Here is a 19,135-nt window from a genome sequence, read left to right as displayed (position 1 = left end):
TATCTATATCTACTTCTTTTAAGTTATCCTTTGTATTCATTATTAGAAATGCAGAATACATATCTCTTTGAATATTCCCTTGTTCAAATTTATTCCAACGTTTTGATAATGGCTTTTTAACATAAGTTTCTGTAAAGTGTTCAAATTGACTTGCTTTAACTTTGTAAGCATCTATTTTCTTAATTGAAAGACCGTAGTATTGAAGTTTGTTATCTATAAGAGCTATAAGCATACTCGGTGCTTTGTTACTAAGAGATTTTCCAAATCTTTTCTTGCAATTAATCTTCCCAGTTTTCTCATTTACAGTAGTTTCTTTTGCTCTTTTTTGAAGCCCTTTAAAATTCATAGTTTCAANNCATCTTCATTGTATTTGTTGGGATTATTTGCTCTACGTTGTCTATCGAGTTTTCTTTGAAGAACTCTTTTAAGTTTTTCATCTATATTTATATCTTCTGCAAGTTCTAAGATTTTAACTTCTTTCTCACTTGCGATAGCAAGAGTAGAAGTACCAATATCTAAACCTACACGAGCATTTTCGTTAGTAGAAACCTTACGGTTTTTCTTTTGCGGTGGAACACCCTCAAAAGTCATTTGAACAAAATATCTATTTTTACCACGGATAACTTTTTTAACAAGTTTACAAAACTTTAATTTATCTAAAAAGCATTGATTTGCATACTCGTCATTTCTTTTTATGATTACTGGCATTGTTAGCCCAAGCCACTCCATTACATTTCTATCTTCGAAATATCTAAAGCCTGTGATATTTCCTTTTTCACGTACAGAATAGAACTCTCCGAAAGTTTTAAATCTAACTTTCTTTGCTTCTCCAAACATTAATTTTTCAAAAGTACTAAAAGAACGTTCTGCGATTTCTTGAACCATTTGAGAACCTAAGTTTTGTTTAAACTTTTGCCCCATAGGTTTTACAAACTTGTTTAGGTCAAACTTAATTACACCAAAGTCTTTTCTAAGTTTATTGAATATTGCATTACGTTTTTTACCTTTTTCCATTTTCATTGCAAGACCATATTCTTTTTGTCTTTGCATTAATCTATATCTTGAAAGAATTTCTCCAAGACATGCATTGTAGATTTAACGAGCAATATTTAATCTTTTTTCTAATATATCTTCTTGCCACTTTTCCGTTTTCAATGGAAGTGTCAAAACGTAGTTTGCCACTAGAGAAATTCCTCCTTTATTTTTTCTGTTGATTTTAAATATATTTTCTTATTTGTTCTTCTGTATTTTTTGATGCAGTTGCTACGAAGTAGCTTGGGTTCCACATATGTCCACTACACAGTCTATTTTTAAGTTCGGAGTGCAACTGAAACATTCTCCTTGCAGATACACCTTTTAATAATTTTAGAATATTAGGTATATAGTGCTATAGAGTACACTCTATTAGCAAATGTATATGGCCTTTGTCGGTTTCCATTTCTACAATAGTTATTACATTATCATTTGCAAGTTGATTTATTATATTCTTTAAGTCTTTTTCTACATTTCCAACGAGAAGTTTATGTCTATATTTTACACACCAAACTATGTGATATTGGATTGCATAGACATACCTTAGTCCGTATTTGATTCTGGCATTTAAAACACCACCTAACGGCAGAGAAACATATGTAGTTGCCCAAAATCAACCAATATCTAAGGATATTGACATTTGGACTAACTACATATCTTAGAAGCTTATGGCACATTTATATCGGCACCAAAGTACAGAGTATTCTGTGTTGTGTGATAAAATTTTGTAGATTTTTATTAAACATATTTTTTATATCTGCTATAACCTAACTCATCCATTTTATCCTTTGGTATAAATTTAAGTGCAGCTGAATTTATACAATATCTAAGTCCTCCACGTTCCTTAGGCCCATCATCAAACACATGGCCCAAATGAGAATCTGCTCCGTTACTTCTTACTTCAGTTCTAATAAGCCCATGACTTAAATCATCCTTTTCTTCAACAGCTTTTTCCTCTATAGGTTTAGAAAAACTTGGCCATCCACATTCAGAGTTAAATTTATCTTTTGATGAAAAAAGCGGCTCTCCACTTACTATATCTACATATAATCCTTCTTCGTTGTGATTCCAAAATTCATTAGTGAAAGGCTTCTCTGTACCATTTTCTTGAGTAACGTGAAATTGAATTTTACTAAGTTTTTTATTTAGCTCTTCTAATGATAGTTTTTTATATAATTTATTAGTCATAATACTCCCTCCTTATAAATTAATATTATCTAATTTCTTATAAATATGCTAATATAGATTATTGAATTTTAATTGTATAAAATAGTAAAAGCCACCTAATTAATAGGTAGCTTTATTATTTAATTTCTTCACAAATGTACAAATATATTTTTTCACTCCAATATTTATGGAGCTCTGGGTCTATGTCTGCTACAAAAAATAAAAATTCATCTAGCTTATTTCTTTTGTGAATTCCTTTCATTAAATGTCGTGGATAACGTACTACTTTAGTAAATTGATTTTTAGGATCTATAACTCTTACCGAGAAATCTTCCTGAACATATAAATCTTTACATCTTATATCCAGTCTTTTATAACCTAGTTTTTTGAAATCTTTTATTAATTTAACTAAATGTTCAGCTAATGTTCTATTCATATTATTTCTTCTTAAAAATTTATCTAAACGTATACCACCTACAAAGTCTCTTATAATATAATGCTTTCCATGTTCATATACCCGCGGAAAATACTTGCTTTTTTTTGAACGAATTAAAGTATTATATTCATCCTTACAGACTTTTGAACTATTAAATATTTTTATAATTTTATTATCTGGGAGCAAATAAACTACTCCATTATTCCCTTTACCTAAATATTCTGCTTCTCTTATTATTTTTTCTGTTTTTTCGTTTAAATAAACTGGATTTGTAAAAGGCCTGCCCATATATCCTCCAAATTTATCGCTATCCATATAATTATATGCTACCTCTTATACAATTAGCATTAATTTAAATGTTATAGAATGAATGAATAAATAAAAATAAGGTACTTAATACTAAAGTAAAACAATTATTTTGAGGTGAAATATGAAAGTAAGATTAGGATATGTGTCCATAGCTTTAAGTTTACCTAAGGTAACTACATCTAGTAAAGTAACTTTTTCATACTATAATAAACTGCAAAGTGATGATGAAAAAATTGAAAAACTTATATCCGTAACTAGATCTAATTTAGATGATTTATATACTATATTAAAATATAATGTATCAAATAGAATATTTTTTTATAGAATTACCTCCTCATTAGTGCCTTTAGCCACTCATCCAGATGTAATCCACTGGAGATATAGAGAAATATTTAAAAAGCATTTTAATTATTTAGGAGAATATATAATCAATAATAAATTAAGGGTTGATACTCATCCTAATGAATTTAATGTAATTAATAGTATAAGATCAAAAACAGTAGAAAATACAAAAAGAAATCTATTATTTCATGCAAATTTTTTTGAGGATTTAAAATATCCTTTAGGAAAAATGATTCTTCATATAGGTAGTGGTGAAGGTGGAAAAGAAGATGCCTCTTTAAGATTTATAAATAACTTTAAAAATTATCCTAGCAGCATTACTTCAAGAGTAATCTTGGAAAATGATGATAAGACTTTTACTGCTAAAGAGACACTAGAAATATGTAATAATCTTAATATACCAATGGCTTTAGATATTCATCATCATAAATGTAATAATAATGGAGAAATTATTAATGATATGTTGGATGAAGTTTTTAATACATGGAGAAATGAAGACTTACCACCTAAACTCCATTACTCAAGTCCACGAGATGGTAAGTTAGATAGAAAACATGCAGATTATATAGAAGCTCTAGAATTTATTGATTTTATAGAAAGCTGTAGAAATATAAATAGAGATATAGATATTATGCTAGAATCTAAGAGTAAAGACTTAGCGTTATTTAAGCTTGTAAAAGACATAAAAAGTATAAAACCAAATTGGAAATGGATTAATGAAAGCACATTTATAGTTTAATACGCTTTTAAACAAATTCAAAAATAGAGATATTCAATTTAATATATTATATAGGCNNATATATAGGATATCTCTATTTTTTTATTTTATATCCTATACTTTATTTTATCTATCTTTTCAATTCTTTTTCATCTTTTAATGGAAAATAATTATTTCATCCAGCTTAGTACTTCTTCTACTATCAGGTCAGGTTTATCCCAATGAAGTAAGTGTGTTGTTCCTTCTATTTTTTTAACTATAGCATTAGTTCCTTTTTTAAATTCTTCTACCTCTAAAGTTCTAACTTCATCCCAAGAACTAGGAAGAGTAGCTTGTAGTAATAATATAGGAAGTTTTAATTTATCATATAAAAGATTTGTAGGGGAATTATACATAGATTTAATAGCTCCTCTAGCAGTATCCCCACTTGCACAAAATCTAATTTTCCCATTTTCTTCTTTCATTAAATCTTTTACCGCTGTCTCTAACAATTCTGACCATCTTAAATAATTATTTCTCTCTACATATAAAAAGTCATCCCAATTAGAGAATACATATCCATCAAAATCAGCTTCATATGATTGTATTTCTTCATTTAAAGAACAATTAGGTTCGAAAGCTAATTGTTTTTTATCCATGTTTGTAAAATAATCATATTCAAATTGTTTTATATGATAACTACCATCTAATAACAGGACTTTCTTTACCTTTTCTGGGTAAAGTGCTGCATAATGAAGAGCAATGCAACTACCCCAAGAATGTGCTATTAAATAAAAACTATCCTTCTCAATTATTTTAATTACTTTTGAAATCCAGTTTATTAAATTGGGAATTTCATAGTCTTCATCTTTATTAAATACAGGACTTTTCCCATGACCTAGTAAATCAATAGACAAAATATGATATTTATCCTTCAATAATTCTCCTAATTCTAAAAAACTCAAACTACTGCTGCCAACTCCATGAATACAAATAATTGTAGGGTTTTCTTTATTCCCCCATTCACTAACCTCTGTCTTTACATCTTCATTATTAATAAAAAACTGTTTCAATGTTACTCCTCTTCTCTTTAAACATTGATTTGCACTTGTTTCCATATTTCTCTAATGTTTTTCTTCTTAAAAAATATGGAATTTGAAATCATTTATACATTTACTAAGTGATTTTTCAGTTTCATCAAAATAAATATCATATTTCTCAAGTTTTTTGTTACATATCCTTAAATCTCTATTTTTATTTTTGAATGATTCAGTATCCTTAATTAATAATTCATGAATTCTATGCTCTAATCCCATTTCTTTAAGAATAATCTCTCCAAGCTCATAAGTGTTTAAATTATTTTCACTACCTGCATTATAAACTCCTCCAGGCAATTGAAGAATTTTATCAAAAGCATTTATTAAATCATATACATATGTTATCCCTCTATATTCATTAGTCCTAAATTCTACAGGCTTATTATTTAACGCTGCTTTCACCACATTCCAAATTATATTTGGTTTTAATGGCTTGTTTCTTTCTGGTAAACTATAAAGCCAAGTTATTCTTAAAATAACCCCATCCTCCAAAATTTCTTTTATTGCCTCTTCCGCCTCTAATTTATGTTTGCCATATATATTGTTCGTAATTGGTAAAGTAATTTCATCATAAGGACCTATATTCTCATTTCCACCATATACCTGATCTGAACTTAAATATATCATTTTTATTCCCATCATACGACAAGCCTTAGCAATATTTATTGATCCATTAACATTGACATCATAGGATAACTCAGGATTTTTTTCACAAAAAGTCGTGTCTGATATTGCTGCTGTATGAATTAAATAAGTTGGTTTTATACTCTTTATTACTTCAATTGCTTTTTCATAGCTTTTTATATCTAACTCATTACGACTTAAAGGAGTAATATCATATTTATCTTTATAAAAATCTATAAATCTTAACGCAAAAAATCCATTGGAACCTGTGATTGCTATTTTTTCCATAATACCACCTTCATTTTCTAAAATAATACATATTAATTCACATTATACTCTTTTAAAATGTAGCATATTGTCGTATTCTCAGTAATTATTGTATTTATTTACGACATATAATTACTTCTTTAAGATTATATATAATTATTTTTTTATAGGTCTCATTTTCTTAAAATATATATAATTTAATTTTATTATTTTATAAAGTTTTAATATATATTTTACTCAGTAAATATCTAAAGTGAATTAACATAGTCTTAGGTAGAGTACTTATACAAAAAGTATAATAAATACAAACAAAAATTATAGCCTCAAAAATATAAGTATCTAATATTAAGTTGATTAGATATCTATATTTTTGAGGCATTAAACTCTTATATATTTAAAATTTTCACTAGTCCTCTATATTTTATTAACATGAAATAAAAACTTTAATTAGTTATTTTTAGGATTCTTTAGAGAAATTAGCCCTGGAAAAACCTCTGAGCCTAAAGAATTTATATCTTCCCCATTCTCTAGAAATTCTTTAATTTTATCAATATCCTCTAAATAGCTCCAGTTATTTTCATCATCAAGAGCATCTATATACTCGCTAGATACTTCTTCCAAAGAATCATCATAGTTATCTTCTGAATCCTCTTCTAAATCAAAATCACTAAAATCTTCAATATTTATTTTCTCATTATAATTTTTAAATGTAGTATTTTGTTTTTTATCTTCAAAAACCTCATCAATCTTAATAGCTTTTACATCATATCCTTCTAATTGCAAACATTTTCCACAATTATCACAGGTTTTATTATTATTAAGCTCGCACAAATCACATTCATTACAATTGTTACAATTCTTATTTCCGTCAAAGATACATATTTTATTCATATAACTACCTTCTTTTCACTATAATTAGTTTTAAAGCAAATTTTATTGTAACAAATTAATAATTTAAATTCAACTATTTATTAACTTTATAGACTGATAATTTAATTATAGTAAAAAAATTATAACAATTATGGTTATATCTAACTTTAATCTAGACAATAATAGGATTATAACTTACTATTATTAGTATGAAATATAATATTTTTAAAAGCTTTATTTTTGCTTTTAGTATATATACATAGGAGGATTTATTATGGCAAGTAATTATTCATTTGATATTGTTTCTGAAGTAAATATGCAAGAGGTAGATAATGCTATCAACCAAACATTGAAAGAGATTGGTCAGAGATATGATTTTAAAGGGACTAAAACTCAAATTGAACTTGGAAAAGATGAAATTAAAATAGTATCAGACGACGAATACAAATTAAATGCGGTTATTGATGTTCTAAAAGGAAAATTTATAAGAAGAGGAGTTTCTCCTAAAGCCTTAGAACTTGGTAAAATAGAAACTGCATCACTAGGCAGTGCAAGAGCAATGGCTAAAATAGTAAAAGGAATTTCTACTGAAAAAGCTAAAAAAATAGTAGCAGAAATAAAGGCAAGTAAAATTAAGGTACAAACTCAAATTATGGATAACCAATTAAGAATTACAGGAAAAGATAAGGATGATCTACAAGCAGCTATTCAATTAGTTAAATCAAAGGATTTTGGAATAGATCTTCAATTTACTAATTATAGATAAGAAAATTATATTTTTAAAAATAATTCTCCACTAATTAATAAGGTGGAGAATTATTTTTCTTATATTATAGATTTTTAAAATTATTTGTGTATCTAAATTATTACTTTTTAGCTCTAACTACTAGTGCAAAAGAGTTAATTGTAAATTCTTCTTTTAAAAAGCTACCGTATAATTCTATATCTGTGAAACCTACATCCGAAAGCATTGACAGTAACTCATCACTTTTAAGTATTAAAAGTGGTACAGAATTCTCATAAATTTCTTTGCCACCTTTTAAAACTAATTTAGTGTTAAAGTCTACTTTATTATTTTCTGGTCTATGTATATAATGTCTAATAAATTTTAAAGGAACTTCAGAATTTTGTATTGTAGGTAATTCTGTAATTCCAAATTTAACTATTCTATCATAATTAACAATTTGAATAATTAATTCTCCATGGTTTTCTAACATTGAGTAAATATCCTTTATTAATCTAAATATTTTGTCTTTATCCTCTAAATGTACTATAGAATTTCCTACACAAAATATAGAATTATATTTATTCTCTTTAAATATTTCATTTATTTTAGTCATATCCCCACTTACAAAATCAACTTTATTTTCTTCGTTGATATTTTTACAAATAGCTTTTTCAATCATATTTTTCTCTAAATCTATTCCATCTACGTTAAATCCCATTTTAGAAAGTGCAATGGAATAATCTCCTGAGCCACAAGCTAAATCTAATATTCTATTGCCTTCTTTCAGGTCTTCACTAATAAATTTTAAGGTATTTTTATTTAATGGAAATACATATTCATATACTTTACTTAGCTCTCCATAAAATGACATTTTAGCCACTCTCCTTTTTATTACAATAATAACAGTATTTTTATATTTTTTACTTGTACATTATGTATATTTTTATTTTAATTGGATAATTTAATAATATAATATTTACAAACATATTATCAAATATTTTTACAAAAATTTGCGTAAATAATAACACATATGTTTACCAATATTGATAATATGTACTATAAGTATTTTTAAAAAGTATTTTTAAATATTTATAAAATTTTTATATGCTAATAGGAGGAGAAAAATGAAGTCAACAGGTATAGTTAGAAGAGTAGATGAATTAGGTAGAATAGTAATACCTATAGAATTGAGAAGAACTTTAGATATTGAGATTAAAGATGCATTAGAAATATATGTAGATAAAGATCAAATTATCTTAAAAAAATATGAACCAGCTTGTATTTTCTGCGGAAATGCTAGAGACATTACAAATTACAAAGGAAAAAATATATGTAATGAATGTCTTGAAGAATTAAGTAAGGAAAAATAATATTATCTTTACAATTAGAAAAAGTATTTCAACCCATTAATTGGGTTTTAATATAAAATGAGGGTTGCCTATTTTTAGGTAATCCTTGTTTTAATTTTCAGGATAAATAAAAATTAGTAACGAATTATATGAATAATACATAATATATACTATCCTATACAATATATGTAACACAGGGGGGTATACAATGAGAGACTGTTCGTTAATAATAATAATACTATTACTACTATTTTGTTGCTGTCCATTCTTCGGCATATGGTGGTGGTGGATAATTATACTAATTTTATTGTTTGACTTTGATGATGACTTTGACTGTAGAAGACGTCGTGACCATTGCTGTTGTTAATATAAAAAGAAGGGTGAAACTCACTCTTCTTTTTCATTTATAACCCCATCTCCATGAAGAAAAATAATTAACTCCATTTCTTCATTTTTTTCATTTTGTTTTTTAGACATAATCAAAGTAAATGATAAATGCTCTTTTGAAGTTTTATTATAATTTGCTTTCCCATCATATTGTAGCTATTTTGCCAAAAGAAAATAATTCCTAAAGCCAATAAGATATCCAATAAACTGTAAATTAATATTTTTATTTTATTCATTTAACGCTTTCTCCACTCCATAAAATACCAACATGGTTCGCGAAAAAGTATCCATTTCCAGAAACTAATTTTTTTATTTTTAACTTGGAATCCTTCTTTTGTATAAAGATGAATGGCATTCTTATTTTTAGTAGAAACAAATAAAGTTAATTTGTCTCCTTGTTCAATAAAATCTTGTGCCCAATTTATAAGCACTTTTCCTATGCCCTTTCCACGATAATTTTTATCTACTGCAATATGATCAATATACCATTCCCCTTTTTTTACAGAATGATTTAAGACTAACAGTCCAGTAATAAGTTTAATCACATTTCTATGTCCATACTGTTTAGATAAAGATATATAATCAAACTTTAACCCTTTTTCTTTTTTATTTGATTTTTTCTTTATTAACATGGTAGCACAAATGTTATGGTTATCTTTAATTACTACTTGTTTTGCATTATGTGAATCGTACTGAATCTCCCAAAAATGATTTATCAGAGAGAGATAGTTAATTTCATCAAGATTAACAAGTGAAGTAAATTTTGATTGAAAAGCATTTATAACTAAAGATTTAATCTTCTCATCTTGATAAATATTACAGTATTTTACCTCCATATAATTCATGTTTACACATCCTTTAACTGAACTTTTATTTGTATTTCATAAACAAGAGCCTTTGCATGAAAGATAGATGAGTAGGATTTCTCAATTAGAATTACAGGATTATGATGAGTAAAAGCAGAATTCTTAATATAACACTCTAAGTGATCTAAAGCTTTTTTTATATCTCTTTTTTCATATACAAGAAAATTCCTACATAAATATTCTCCTTCTCCTAAATTTATAATTTCTTTATTTTCACTTTCAATGTATACAGCTAATTTTTTCTCGTCATATAAATAAATTAAATCACTGTTAAAGAATGAAGAAAATTCCTTAGATTTTCTTTTCAATTTATTCAAATCTATATCTTCTGATTCACCTAATATATCTCTTTTGCGAAGATAGCGTTTAGGAAAATATTGAATCTGAAAGTTATTCATATTATCCTTTAAATTCTGCTGATTAGCTAATATTTGCTGGGTTTTCTCTTTTACAAGAGTTAGCTGTTCTATTTGTTTCTGTATTTTTTGTAATGATTCTTCTAAAAGTAATTCAAATTGTTTTGGAGTATAATCATTATTTGCTTCATAAATTTTCTGAACGGGTATTTGTAAACTTCTTAAGAGTAGTATTTGTGAAAGCTGGTATATTTCATTGATTCCATACATTCTGTAACCGTTATTGTCAATATAAGCAGGTGAAAATACCCCTTTTTTTTCAAAATATCGAAGTTGGTGAACAGATACTTTCATTAGCTTAGCTAATTCGCTAATTTTTAGATAATTTTCCATGATTATGATCCTTTCTTGTGTAGTAAATTTATTATATACCTTAGGTCAATGCTAAGGTCAATAGAAATCATAGTAACACTTTTTCTAATCATGAAGAAATAATTAATATGTAGGAATATTTATACTTAAAGATAATGAATAAAAATCTTATATATATTTATTTTAAGCATAAAAAAGAACAACGTAGTATGTCATCATACTACGTTGTCATGACCATTTGTATAATATTATGATTGGAATCTAATTCTATATTCAATTTTTAGATATGTGACTATTTCTGAAAAAAGTTGTGAGAAATTTCCTTTATTTCATTTTGATTTTTTACACTTTTATATGGAAACCAGTACTTTGGAAAAAGATTTTTATATAGTGACGTATTAAATCTATCATCTATTAATAATATTATTCCCCTATCATCATCTGTTCTAATTACTCTTCCTACTGCTTGAATTACTTTATTCATTCCTGGGAAAGTATAGGCATAATGAAATCCATTCTTATTTTTATTATTAAAATGCTTATTTATTAAATCTCTTTCTAAACAAATTTGAGGTAATCCTACACCTATTATTGCCGTTCCAATAAGTTTATCTCCTTTTAGGTCTATACCTTCTGAAAAAACTCCACCTAAAACACAAAATCCAATAACATTATTCTCATCAAAATTTCTTAAAAAGCTCTCCCTATCCATTTCTGTCATGCCATAATTCTGAAGTTTAATATTGAAACAATTATATTTTTTAATAAATCTATTATATATTTCTTCCATATAACTATAGGACGGAAAAAATATTATATAATTACCAGATTTAGATGATATTAAGCTATAGATATATTTAACTATAGAATCATAGCTATACTTCCTATACTGATATTTGGTTGAGATTTTATCTGCAACTATTATTTCTCTGTTTTCTAGATTAAAAGGTGACGGTAAAGTTAAATTATAATCTCCTTCACTAGAACCTAACATTTCCTTATAATAATTCATAGGTGAGAATGTTGCAGAAAAGAAAATAGTAGATATAGATTTCCCAATGACATCTTTAATTAAATTACAAGGATTTATGCAAAATAGCTTTATGACTAAATTATTTCCTAACTTTTCACCATAACAAATATAATTCTCATCAAAGACTTCACTAATTCTGTAAAAAGCTAATAATTTAAAATATAAATCTAACAATTCATCTCTATAAGAATTCTTATTATTAGATAAGTAAAATTCACAACTATTTATTAAAACTCTAATATGATTAATAAAGTCATTGGGTTTTTCTTCTAATATATAATAATTGTCTTCTTCACTGTATTTCCTTATTTCTATCATAAATTTATTAATTTTATCTAGAGATTTATATATTGTACTATCTAAGTTCTTAAAAATTTTTTTAAACTCCAATATTTCATCTTTATCTATAGTAGCTGAGTACATTTCTCTTGCTCTATCAACTAAATTGTGTGCCTCATCTACTAAGAATATATTATTATTTTTGCTTTCATTAAAATAAGTTTTTAATGAAACTTGCATATCGAAAACGTAATTATAATCGCATATAATAAAATCACAATAGGATATTAAATCTAAAGAGGTTTCAAAAGGACAAACTTTATATTCTTTACTATATTTCGTTATAATTTCTTTATTTATATAAGTTTCATTATTTATTATTTCAAAGATACAATCATTAACTCTATCAAAGTGCCCTTTAGCATATTCACAAAAATCGCTATTACAGATGCAATTATCTTTAAAGCATACTTTTTCTTTCGCAGTAATTGTTAGTGTCTTTAATTTCAATCCCTTTTCCTTAAGTAAATTAATAGTTTTTTCACCTATAAGTTTTGTGCTGCCTTTTGCAGTTAAGTAAAATATTTTATTTCCTAAATCTTCACCTAATATTTTAATAGAAGGAAATATTGTTGATATGGTCTTTCCTATTCCAGTAGGTGCTTCTAAGTATAAGTTTTTTTTCTGTTTAATAGTTTTATAAACTGTTACTGCAAGCTCTCTTTGATTAGGTCTATATTCATTAAATGGAAATTGTAAACTATCAATAGAACTATTTCTTTCCGTAATCCAATTATGGTTTAATAATAACCATTGATAATATTTATTTACAGTCTCATAAAAAAATTCTTCAAGTTCATCAAAACTATAATTTGTAATAAATTCTTTAATATCATAACTTTCTGTATTAACATACATAACTGTTATATTGATAGTCTCAAGGTTATTAGTAAATACGTACATATATCCATAAAGTTTAGCTTGTGCACTATGAATTAAGTTTTCATTAGTAATATCAGATAACTGCCGTTTAGTACTTTTTATTTCCAGTACATTTGTAATTTTCTGGGAAATTATTAATCCATCTATCCTTCCTTCTAAAGTTAAATCAAAATCTTTAATTTTAAAAGTTTCTTTTATGGATACCTCTTTTTCAAATTTTGTATTGTCATTATCTTCATATTTTTTATTTAATTGTTGTTGGATTTTCTGATGGATTTTTGTACCTTCTAATGCCCTTCCATGGCTTATATACTCATTAGTTAAATCTCCATATCTGTATATGAATTCCACTAAATTTCTAACGGAAATTCTAGCTTGTTTATTCATTTCTATACCTCGTTATAATTAGTTAATAAATTTTACTATATGATTTTTATAAAAATAAAGAGAATAAATAATGATCTTTTCTCTAAAATAAAGTAATAAAATCAATTTATTATAGTTTTAAATATTATAACATATTTTACTATTAACCTTTCTTTTTATTAATCATGGCAAATTTAATTCTAAATATATATGGGGAAAAAGTTTTATTATATACAAAACCAATTACTTACATGGAAAATTATAGTATAATATTTTTAAGGATTTATACACTAGGAGGAATTAAATGTTAAGCAAAAATTTTACCTTCATTACTAAAGATTCATTAAAGATGAACATGTATAAATGGGAGCCAAAGGATAAGGATTCAGTTAAAGGAATTATTAATATTGCCCACGGAATGGCTGAATCTGGAATAAGATATGAAAGATTTGCAAAAACGTTAGTAGATAATGGATTTATAGTTTATGCTGGTGAGCATAGAGGTCATGGATTGACTTGTAGTAATATTGAAGATTTAGGATATATATGTGATAATGATGGTTTTCACACCATGGTTGAAGATTTAAAGGAAATAAATAATTTTATAAAAGAAGAAAATCTCAATTTACCAATAATAATTATGGGACATAGTATGGGGTCTTTTTTAGCTCAAAGATATATAGAAGAATATGGGGATACTGTTAACGGTGCAATTATTTCAGGAACTAATGGAAATCCTGGCTTAATATTAAATTTTGGTATTTTTATATCTAGTATTGAAATGCGTATTCGTGGAAGAAAAGCAAAAAGTAAACTTTTAGATGGAATGATATTTGGAACTTATAATAAGAGAATACATAAAAATAAAACAAGAGTAGATTGGCTCACAAGAGATGAAGAAGAAGTGGAGAAATTTATAAATGACCCTTATTGTGGAACTGTTTTTACAACTTCTTTTTTTAATGATTTAATGAAGGGGCTAAAGGTAATTCATAAAGAAGAAAATTTAAATAAAATTCCTAAGAACTTACCTATACTCATTTTTTCTGGTGATGCTGATCCTGTTGGAAGATATGGAAAAGGATTAGATAATTTAATTAATTTATATAAGAGTTTAGGTATTAAAAATCTTCATTATAAAATCTATAAAGATGGAAGGCATGAAATGTTAAATGAAATAAATAAAGATGAAGTATTCGAAGATATCATAAACTGGTTAAATTTAGTGATTCTATAGTATCTTAAAATATAATAAATATTAAGGAGTAAATTTAATTATGAAATGTCCCTATTGTAAAAATGAAATGTATCTAGGAAATATTGAAGCTGATGGAAGAAGGAATTTAATATGGGTAGATTCGACTCATAAAAGAAGTATCTTTTCTAAACTTAAGGGTACAGATTGTATTATTTTAGATGAGACAGACTTTTTTACTAGATGTAAAGTTAGTGCATACCACTGCAATAAATGTAGAAAAATAATTATAGATACAGCACACTCTTTAATAAGATAATTAACCTTTTCTTTATAATAAGATTTAAATTATCTATAAGATTACGTGAAATTAAAAAAGGTATATAATTTAAATTTATTTTTCTAAATTATATACCTTCTAATTTTATATTTTATTAGATTTTACAAAATTAACTTTTAAAATGGTCTTTTTAATCATCTTCTCTTAAAATATTTATATTTTTTCCTTGAAGAATTTTATTCATGTTTCTCATTGAGCACATTTTACCGCACATAGTGCAACTATCTTCATGTTCAGGCATGGATTCACGTCTATATCTTCTAGGTTTTTCTTCATCAATAGCTAGATTGAACATTTCTTCCCAATCCAACGCCTGTCTTGCTTTGCTCATTTTATAATCTATATCTTTTGCACCTTTTACATTTTTAGCTATATCAGCAGCATGAGCGGCTATTTTAGAAGCAATTATCCCCTCTTTCATATCTTCTAAGTTTGGAAGTCTTAAATGCTCTGATGGAGTTACATAACATAAAAAGTCAGCTCCATAAGTAGCTGCAATAGCCCCACCAATAGCACTTGTAATATGATCATAACCTGGTGCTATATCCGTAACTAATGGTCCTAATACATAGAAAGGTGCTCCATGGCAAAGTTTCTTCTCAAGTAACATATTAGCTTCTATTTCATTAATAGCCATATGACCTGGTCCTTCAATTATAACTTGTACATTTCTCTCCCATGCTCTTAAAGTAAGTTCTCCTAATATCATAAGTTCTTTTATTTGACAGGCATCAGTAGCATCATTTATAGAGCCTGGTCTGCAAGCGTCGCCTAAACTTAATGTTAAATCATATTTTTCGCAAATGTCTAGTAATCTATCAAAATGCTCATAAAATGGATTTTCCTTGTTATTTAATTCCATCCAGGCAAATAGTAATGATCCACCTCTTGAAACTATATTAGTAAGTCTTTTATTTCGTTTAAAAGTATTTATAGTCTCTCTATTTAATCCCGCATGGATAGTAACAAAATCTACTCCATCCATAGCATGTTTTTCAACTACATCGAAAAACTCATCTACAGTTATATCTTTGAGTTCTTTATCATAAAATCCCACTACATCATACATTGGAACAGTACCAATCATTGCAGGTGACATATCTATTAATTTTTTTCTAAAATCATAAGTTTTACCATAATTACTTAAATCCATTATAGCTTCTGCTTTCATTTCTAATGCTATTTTGACTTTTTCAAGTTCTGCTTCAATATTAGCACAATCCTTTGATATACCTAGATTTACATTAATTTTCGTTCTAAGACCTTGTCCAACACCTTCTGGTGACAAGCTCTTATGATTCTTATTTGCAGGTATTGCTATTTTACCCTCTGCAACTAAAATTCTTAACTGTTCTATATCTATGTTTTCCTTTTCTGCAACAATCTTCATTTCCTCTGTTATAATGTGCTTTTTAGCAGCATCCATTTGAGTTGTGTAATTCATAGTTATCCTCCTCATTTATCCCATTTATTATTTTTCTAATATTATTAACTTTAGCTTTTATATTTTCTGTACTAATAAGTTCAGAAATCATAGCAAAACATTTGCCTCCATGGCTTATTACATCCATTAAATTTTCTTCTTTTATGCCGCCTATTGTTACAGAGGGTAATTTTATATTTTTTGACACCCATTTTAAATATTCTAACCCTTCTGAATATTCTACATCTTTTTTAGTTGTAGTATTAAATATTGGTCCTACACCTATGTAATCAACCTTCTTTTCTAAAGCTAAAAGAGCTTGATTCTTATTATGGGTAGAAAGTCCAATTATCATATTAGGTGCTATTTTTCTTGCTTCTAGTGAATCTATATCTTCTTGCCCTAGATGTATACCATCAGCTTTTACTGCTAATGCAATATCAATATCATCATTTACAATAAAGGTTACATTATTTTTTTTAGTTAATTCTCTAATAATTTTACATTGATTTAATTTGTAAACTTTGTCTTTATTTTTCTCTCTATATTGAATTATTTTAATACCATTTTCGATCAGTTCTTTAGTTAATTGAATATTATCTCTTCCATTAGAAAAGTCCTCTCCTAAAATAGCATAAATACTGTCTTTAAAATAAAACTTTCTATTTGGATAAGTTTTTTCAAGATAATAGGATTTAAACCTTAAAGCCTCATATTTTTTACCATATTCATAGTACCCTAATACTTTTAATAATTCCTCAATAGTTCTTAGTCCTTCTTGTATCCTTTTAAAATTAGATTTTATTAATGCTTCAATGGTTTCTTTTTTATCTACAGTGGTTTTTAAAGATATAGCAGCACCAATATCATTTATTGAATCTCTATAGGTTATAAGTTCATCGCTATCAAAAGTTTTTCTTACATTATGCCTTAACTCTCTAAGCTCTTTAGTTTTTATTTCATCATTATAGTAGAATCTGCATAGGTCCTCTAATACCCTAATGCCTTCAGATACCCTATTTATATTTGCATCAATAATTCTATATATAGACAAAATACTGCCACCTCCTAAAACAAAATGTTGAAAGGTTATTATTTTTAATGTACTTTTATCTAAATTAAAAAAGCTTGCCAAAGGCAAGCTTAAAAATACATATAAAAGTGCATTTATTCTGCTTCCCTACGGTGGTATTAACCACATCAGGTTCAAGGGTTAGGCAAAATCTGCCCTCTCAGCCATAAGGCACCCCTAGCAATAAGGTTATTTAGTTCTTTATTTTCATTATAACAATATTTAATATTTTTGCAACATATATCTAAAAATAATCAAATCATGAATTTAATTATATATTAGGTTTATAAAATTTTTGCATAACTAATATTTATATAGCCTCCACTGTTACCATAATATATAGAATACCAACCATTAGATTTTTTATATAACTTAACTTTATCATCTTTTTTTAATTGTCCAATTACTGAATAGTTTATACCAGGCCCACTTCTTACATTTAAAATATCAGTAGTGATTTGTGCTATTTTATCTTTAATAGAATAGTCATCAGTAGTTGGAATAGTTTCTTTATTATCATCAATACCAGTTAAGGCCTTAAATATGCTTTTAGCTATGGTATATGGTCCAAGCTTTTGCCATAAATTCATATCATTTTTGTTATCTACGAATGCGACTTCTGGTAATATGCAAGCCATATTAGTTTCTCTAGGAACGTATAAACTTTTATTTTCTTTTACTCCTCTATTTCTAAATCCTAAATTGGATATGGAATCAACTACTGCTTTAGCACAACTTGAAGCTAGTCCAGAATTTGAAAATATATATACCTCTGTACCATAACCATTTCCATCAGAGGAGTTATGATGCATGCATATATGAAGTTTCGATTTATAATTATTAGCTCTATTTACTTCTAGTACTAATCGATCATTTACAGATAAATCTTCACCATATGGTGTCACATCATATATTGTTAAATTGTATTTATTGCATAATCTAACAAATTCCTTAGTTATTGATTTATTTAATTCAGCTTCAACTCTATATCCTACCGCTCCAGGATCTGTTTTAGTGCAATGTCCTGCAGATATCGTTAGTGTATCACCTTTATTTATCAGTGTCATAATATTATCACCTCAATTATATATATGCATATAAAAGGATTATCAATATATGAAGCATGATTTTATTTTTAAGAAATATGATGGCAACTGTATTTTGTATTAATCAAATTCATAAGTTGCTATAATAGATCTTCTATTATAGATTTTTCACTAATAAATCAATAGTTATGATAAATAAATCATGTAAATTACCGCATAAACCAATGTATTATTTTAGTAAGAAAAAAACGTTCTATTGTAACTACAAGTATGCAAGAAACTATAAAACAACTAAGCTTAAATTCTGACATTCTATCTTCAAAATATTCTCCTCGTAAAAGTGAAAAGAAATCTGGTGTAAAGGAATACCTAATACTTTCATTTAAATCATCAATACTATTAAATATTAGCTTAAATATAGCCTTATAAATTGGTATATTTATTAATATTAGTATAAAAATAAACATGTATATATTTTACTCCTTAAATTTTACTATATCCTGTTATTGTAGAAATATCTTATTAATTATATAGATTATAT

19 protein-coding genes, 2 pseudogenes and 1 riboswitch are annotated in these 19,135 nt (G+C 26.5%); of the genes and pseudogenes, 6 read left to right on the top strand and 15 right to left on the bottom strand.

The window, feature by feature from the left end; genetic code table 11:
* The 4 genes and pseudogenes from B3603_RS17970 to B3603_RS17955 all read right to left on the bottom strand — a co-directional run.
* Positions 1–346, bottom strand: a pseudogene (locus B3603_RS17970) (RNA-guided endonuclease TnpB family protein); the annotation flags it as partial.
* 870 nt (positions 347–1,216) lie between these two features.
* A pseudogene (gene tnpA, locus B3603_RS17965) lies at positions 1,217–1,621 on the bottom strand (IS200/IS605 family transposase).
* A gap of 149 nt (positions 1,622–1,770) precedes the next feature.
* On the bottom strand, positions 1,771–2,220 hold the full coding sequence (msrB, locus tag B3603_RS17960; RefSeq protein ID WP_291567469.1) for a peptide-methionine (R)-S-oxide reductase MsrB: 450 nt from the start codon (positions 2,218–2,220) through the stop codon (positions 1,771–1,773).
* A 115-nt stretch (positions 2,221–2,335) separates the two neighbouring features.
* Complete coding sequence (locus B3603_RS17955) at positions 2,336–2,950, bottom strand: protein kinase (RefSeq protein ID WP_291567467.1); 615 nt, start codon at positions 2,948–2,950, stop codon at positions 2,336–2,338.
* Positions 2,951–3,065: 115 nt separating this feature from the next.
* Between B3603_RS17955 and uvsE the strand changes: the two genes are divergently transcribed.
* Positions 3,066–4,025 carry a UV DNA damage repair endonuclease UvsE gene (gene uvsE / locus B3603_RS17950; RefSeq protein ID WP_291567465.1) on the top strand — a complete coding sequence of 320 codons (960 nt, stop codon included), beginning with the start codon at positions 3,066–3,068 and terminating at the stop codon, positions 4,023–4,025.
* A gap of 149 nt (positions 4,026–4,174) precedes the next feature.
* On the opposite strand, the gene B3603_RS17945 is transcribed toward uvsE, so the two are convergent.
* From B3603_RS17945 to B3603_RS17935, 3 genes are all read right to left on the bottom strand, one after another.
* Positions 4,175–5,101, bottom strand: coding sequence for an alpha/beta fold hydrolase (locus B3603_RS17945; protein WP_291567463.1), 927 nt, complete (start codon positions 5,099–5,101; stop codon positions 4,175–4,177).
* Between the two features lie 21 nt (positions 5,102–5,122).
* Positions 5,123–5,992, bottom strand: a complete 870-nt coding sequence (locus B3603_RS17940) for an SDR family oxidoreductase (RefSeq protein ID WP_291567461.1) — start codon at positions 5,990–5,992, stop codon at positions 5,123–5,125.
* A 426-nt stretch (positions 5,993–6,418) separates the two neighbouring features.
* The gene (locus B3603_RS17935; protein ID WP_291567459.1) at positions 6,419–6,862 is read right to left on the bottom strand and encodes a hypothetical protein; all 444 of its coding nucleotides are present in this window, start codon (positions 6,860–6,862) and stop codon (positions 6,419–6,421) included.
* Between the two features lie 253 nt (positions 6,863–7,115).
* On the opposite strand from B3603_RS17935, the gene B3603_RS17930 reads away from it, so the two are divergent.
* Positions 7,116–7,607: a YajQ family cyclic di-GMP-binding protein gene (locus B3603_RS17930; protein WP_291567458.1), complete on the top strand. Its 492-nt coding sequence runs from the start codon at positions 7,116–7,118 to the stop codon at positions 7,605–7,607.
* A 100-nt stretch (positions 7,608–7,707) separates the two neighbouring features.
* Here B3603_RS17930 and B3603_RS17925 read toward each other — a convergent pair whose 3' ends face one another.
* Positions 7,708–8,439 (bottom strand): class I SAM-dependent methyltransferase, encoded by a 732-nt coding sequence (locus B3603_RS17925; protein ID WP_291567456.1) that lies wholly within the window; start codon positions 8,437–8,439, stop codon positions 7,708–7,710.
* Positions 8,440–8,692: 253 nt separating this feature from the next.
* Here B3603_RS17925 and B3603_RS17920 point away from each other — a divergent pair, with 253 nt between their 5' ends.
* On the top strand, positions 8,693–8,938 hold the full coding sequence (locus B3603_RS17920) for an AbrB/MazE/SpoVT family DNA-binding domain-containing protein (protein WP_291567454.1): 246 nt from the start codon (positions 8,693–8,695) through the stop codon (positions 8,936–8,938).
* Between the two features lie 187 nt (positions 8,939–9,125).
* A complete protein-coding gene (locus tag B3603_RS17915) occupies positions 9,126–9,284 on the top strand; it encodes a hypothetical protein (RefSeq protein ID WP_291567452.1) in 159 nt (52 codons plus the stop codon).
* 256 nt (positions 9,285–9,540) lie between these two features.
* Here B3603_RS17915 and B3603_RS17910 read toward each other — a convergent pair whose 3' ends face one another.
* The 3 genes from B3603_RS17910 to B3603_RS17900 form a co-directional block, all read right to left on the bottom strand.
* The gene (locus tag B3603_RS17910; RefSeq protein ID WP_291567450.1) at positions 9,541–10,149 is read right to left on the bottom strand and encodes a GNAT family N-acetyltransferase; all 609 of its coding nucleotides are present in this window, start codon (positions 10,147–10,149) and stop codon (positions 9,541–9,543) included.
* A 2-nt stretch (positions 10,150–10,151) separates the two neighbouring features.
* Complete coding sequence (locus B3603_RS17905) at positions 10,152–10,919, bottom strand: MerR family transcriptional regulator (protein WP_291567448.1); 768 nt, start codon at positions 10,917–10,919, stop codon at positions 10,152–10,154.
* 271 nt (positions 10,920–11,190) lie between these two features.
* Positions 11,191–13,539 (bottom strand): ATP-dependent DNA helicase, encoded by a 2,349-nt coding sequence (locus tag B3603_RS17900; protein ID WP_291567446.1) that lies wholly within the window; start codon positions 13,537–13,539, stop codon positions 11,191–11,193.
* Positions 13,540–13,822: 283 nt separating this feature from the next.
* On the opposite strand from B3603_RS17900, the gene B3603_RS17895 reads away from it, so the two are divergent.
* The gene (locus B3603_RS17895; RefSeq protein ID WP_291567444.1) at positions 13,823–14,755 is read left to right on the top strand and encodes an alpha/beta hydrolase; all 933 of its coding nucleotides are present in this window, start codon (positions 13,823–13,825) and stop codon (positions 14,753–14,755) included.
* A 40-nt stretch (positions 14,756–14,795) separates the two neighbouring features.
* Positions 14,796–15,032: a PF20097 family protein gene (locus B3603_RS17890; protein ID WP_291567442.1), complete on the top strand. Its 237-nt coding sequence runs from the start codon at positions 14,796–14,798 to the stop codon at positions 15,030–15,032.
* Between the two features lie 151 nt (positions 15,033–15,183).
* Here B3603_RS17890 and thiC read toward each other — a convergent pair whose 3' ends face one another.
* The 4 genes from thiC to B3603_RS17870 all read right to left on the bottom strand — a co-directional run bounded on the left by thiC (position 15,184) and on the right by B3603_RS17870 (position 19,061).
* Positions 15,184–16,497: a phosphomethylpyrimidine synthase ThiC gene (gene thiC, locus B3603_RS17885; RefSeq protein WP_291567441.1), complete on the bottom strand. Its 1,314-nt coding sequence runs from the start codon at positions 16,495–16,497 to the stop codon at positions 15,184–15,186.
* Positions 16,466–17,530, bottom strand: coding sequence for a thiamine phosphate synthase (gene thiE, locus B3603_RS17880; RefSeq protein WP_291567439.1), 1,065 nt, complete (start codon positions 17,528–17,530; stop codon positions 16,466–16,468). The genes thiC and thiE overlap by 32 nt, the downstream gene beginning before the upstream one ends.
* A gap of 106 nt (positions 17,531–17,636) precedes the next feature.
* Positions 17,637–17,737: riboswitch (TPP riboswitch) on the bottom strand.
* 95 nt (positions 17,738–17,832) lie between these two features.
* Positions 17,833–18,615, bottom strand: a complete 783-nt coding sequence (locus tag B3603_RS17875) for an N-acetylmuramoyl-L-alanine amidase (RefSeq protein ID WP_291567438.1) — start codon at positions 18,613–18,615, stop codon at positions 17,833–17,835.
* Between the two features lie 188 nt (positions 18,616–18,803).
* Entirely contained in the window at positions 18,804–19,061 is a 258-nt protein-coding gene (locus B3603_RS17870) for a hypothetical protein (protein ID WP_291567436.1), read from the bottom strand.
* Positions 19,062–19,135: the final 74 nt, after the last annotated feature.

The sequence above is a fragment of the Clostridium sp. UBA2485 genome (assembly GCF_002341865.1).
Lineage (GTDB): Bacteria > Bacillota > Clostridia > Clostridiales > Clostridiaceae > Clostridium_J.
This window is presented reverse-complemented; position numbering and strand designations above follow the sequence as displayed.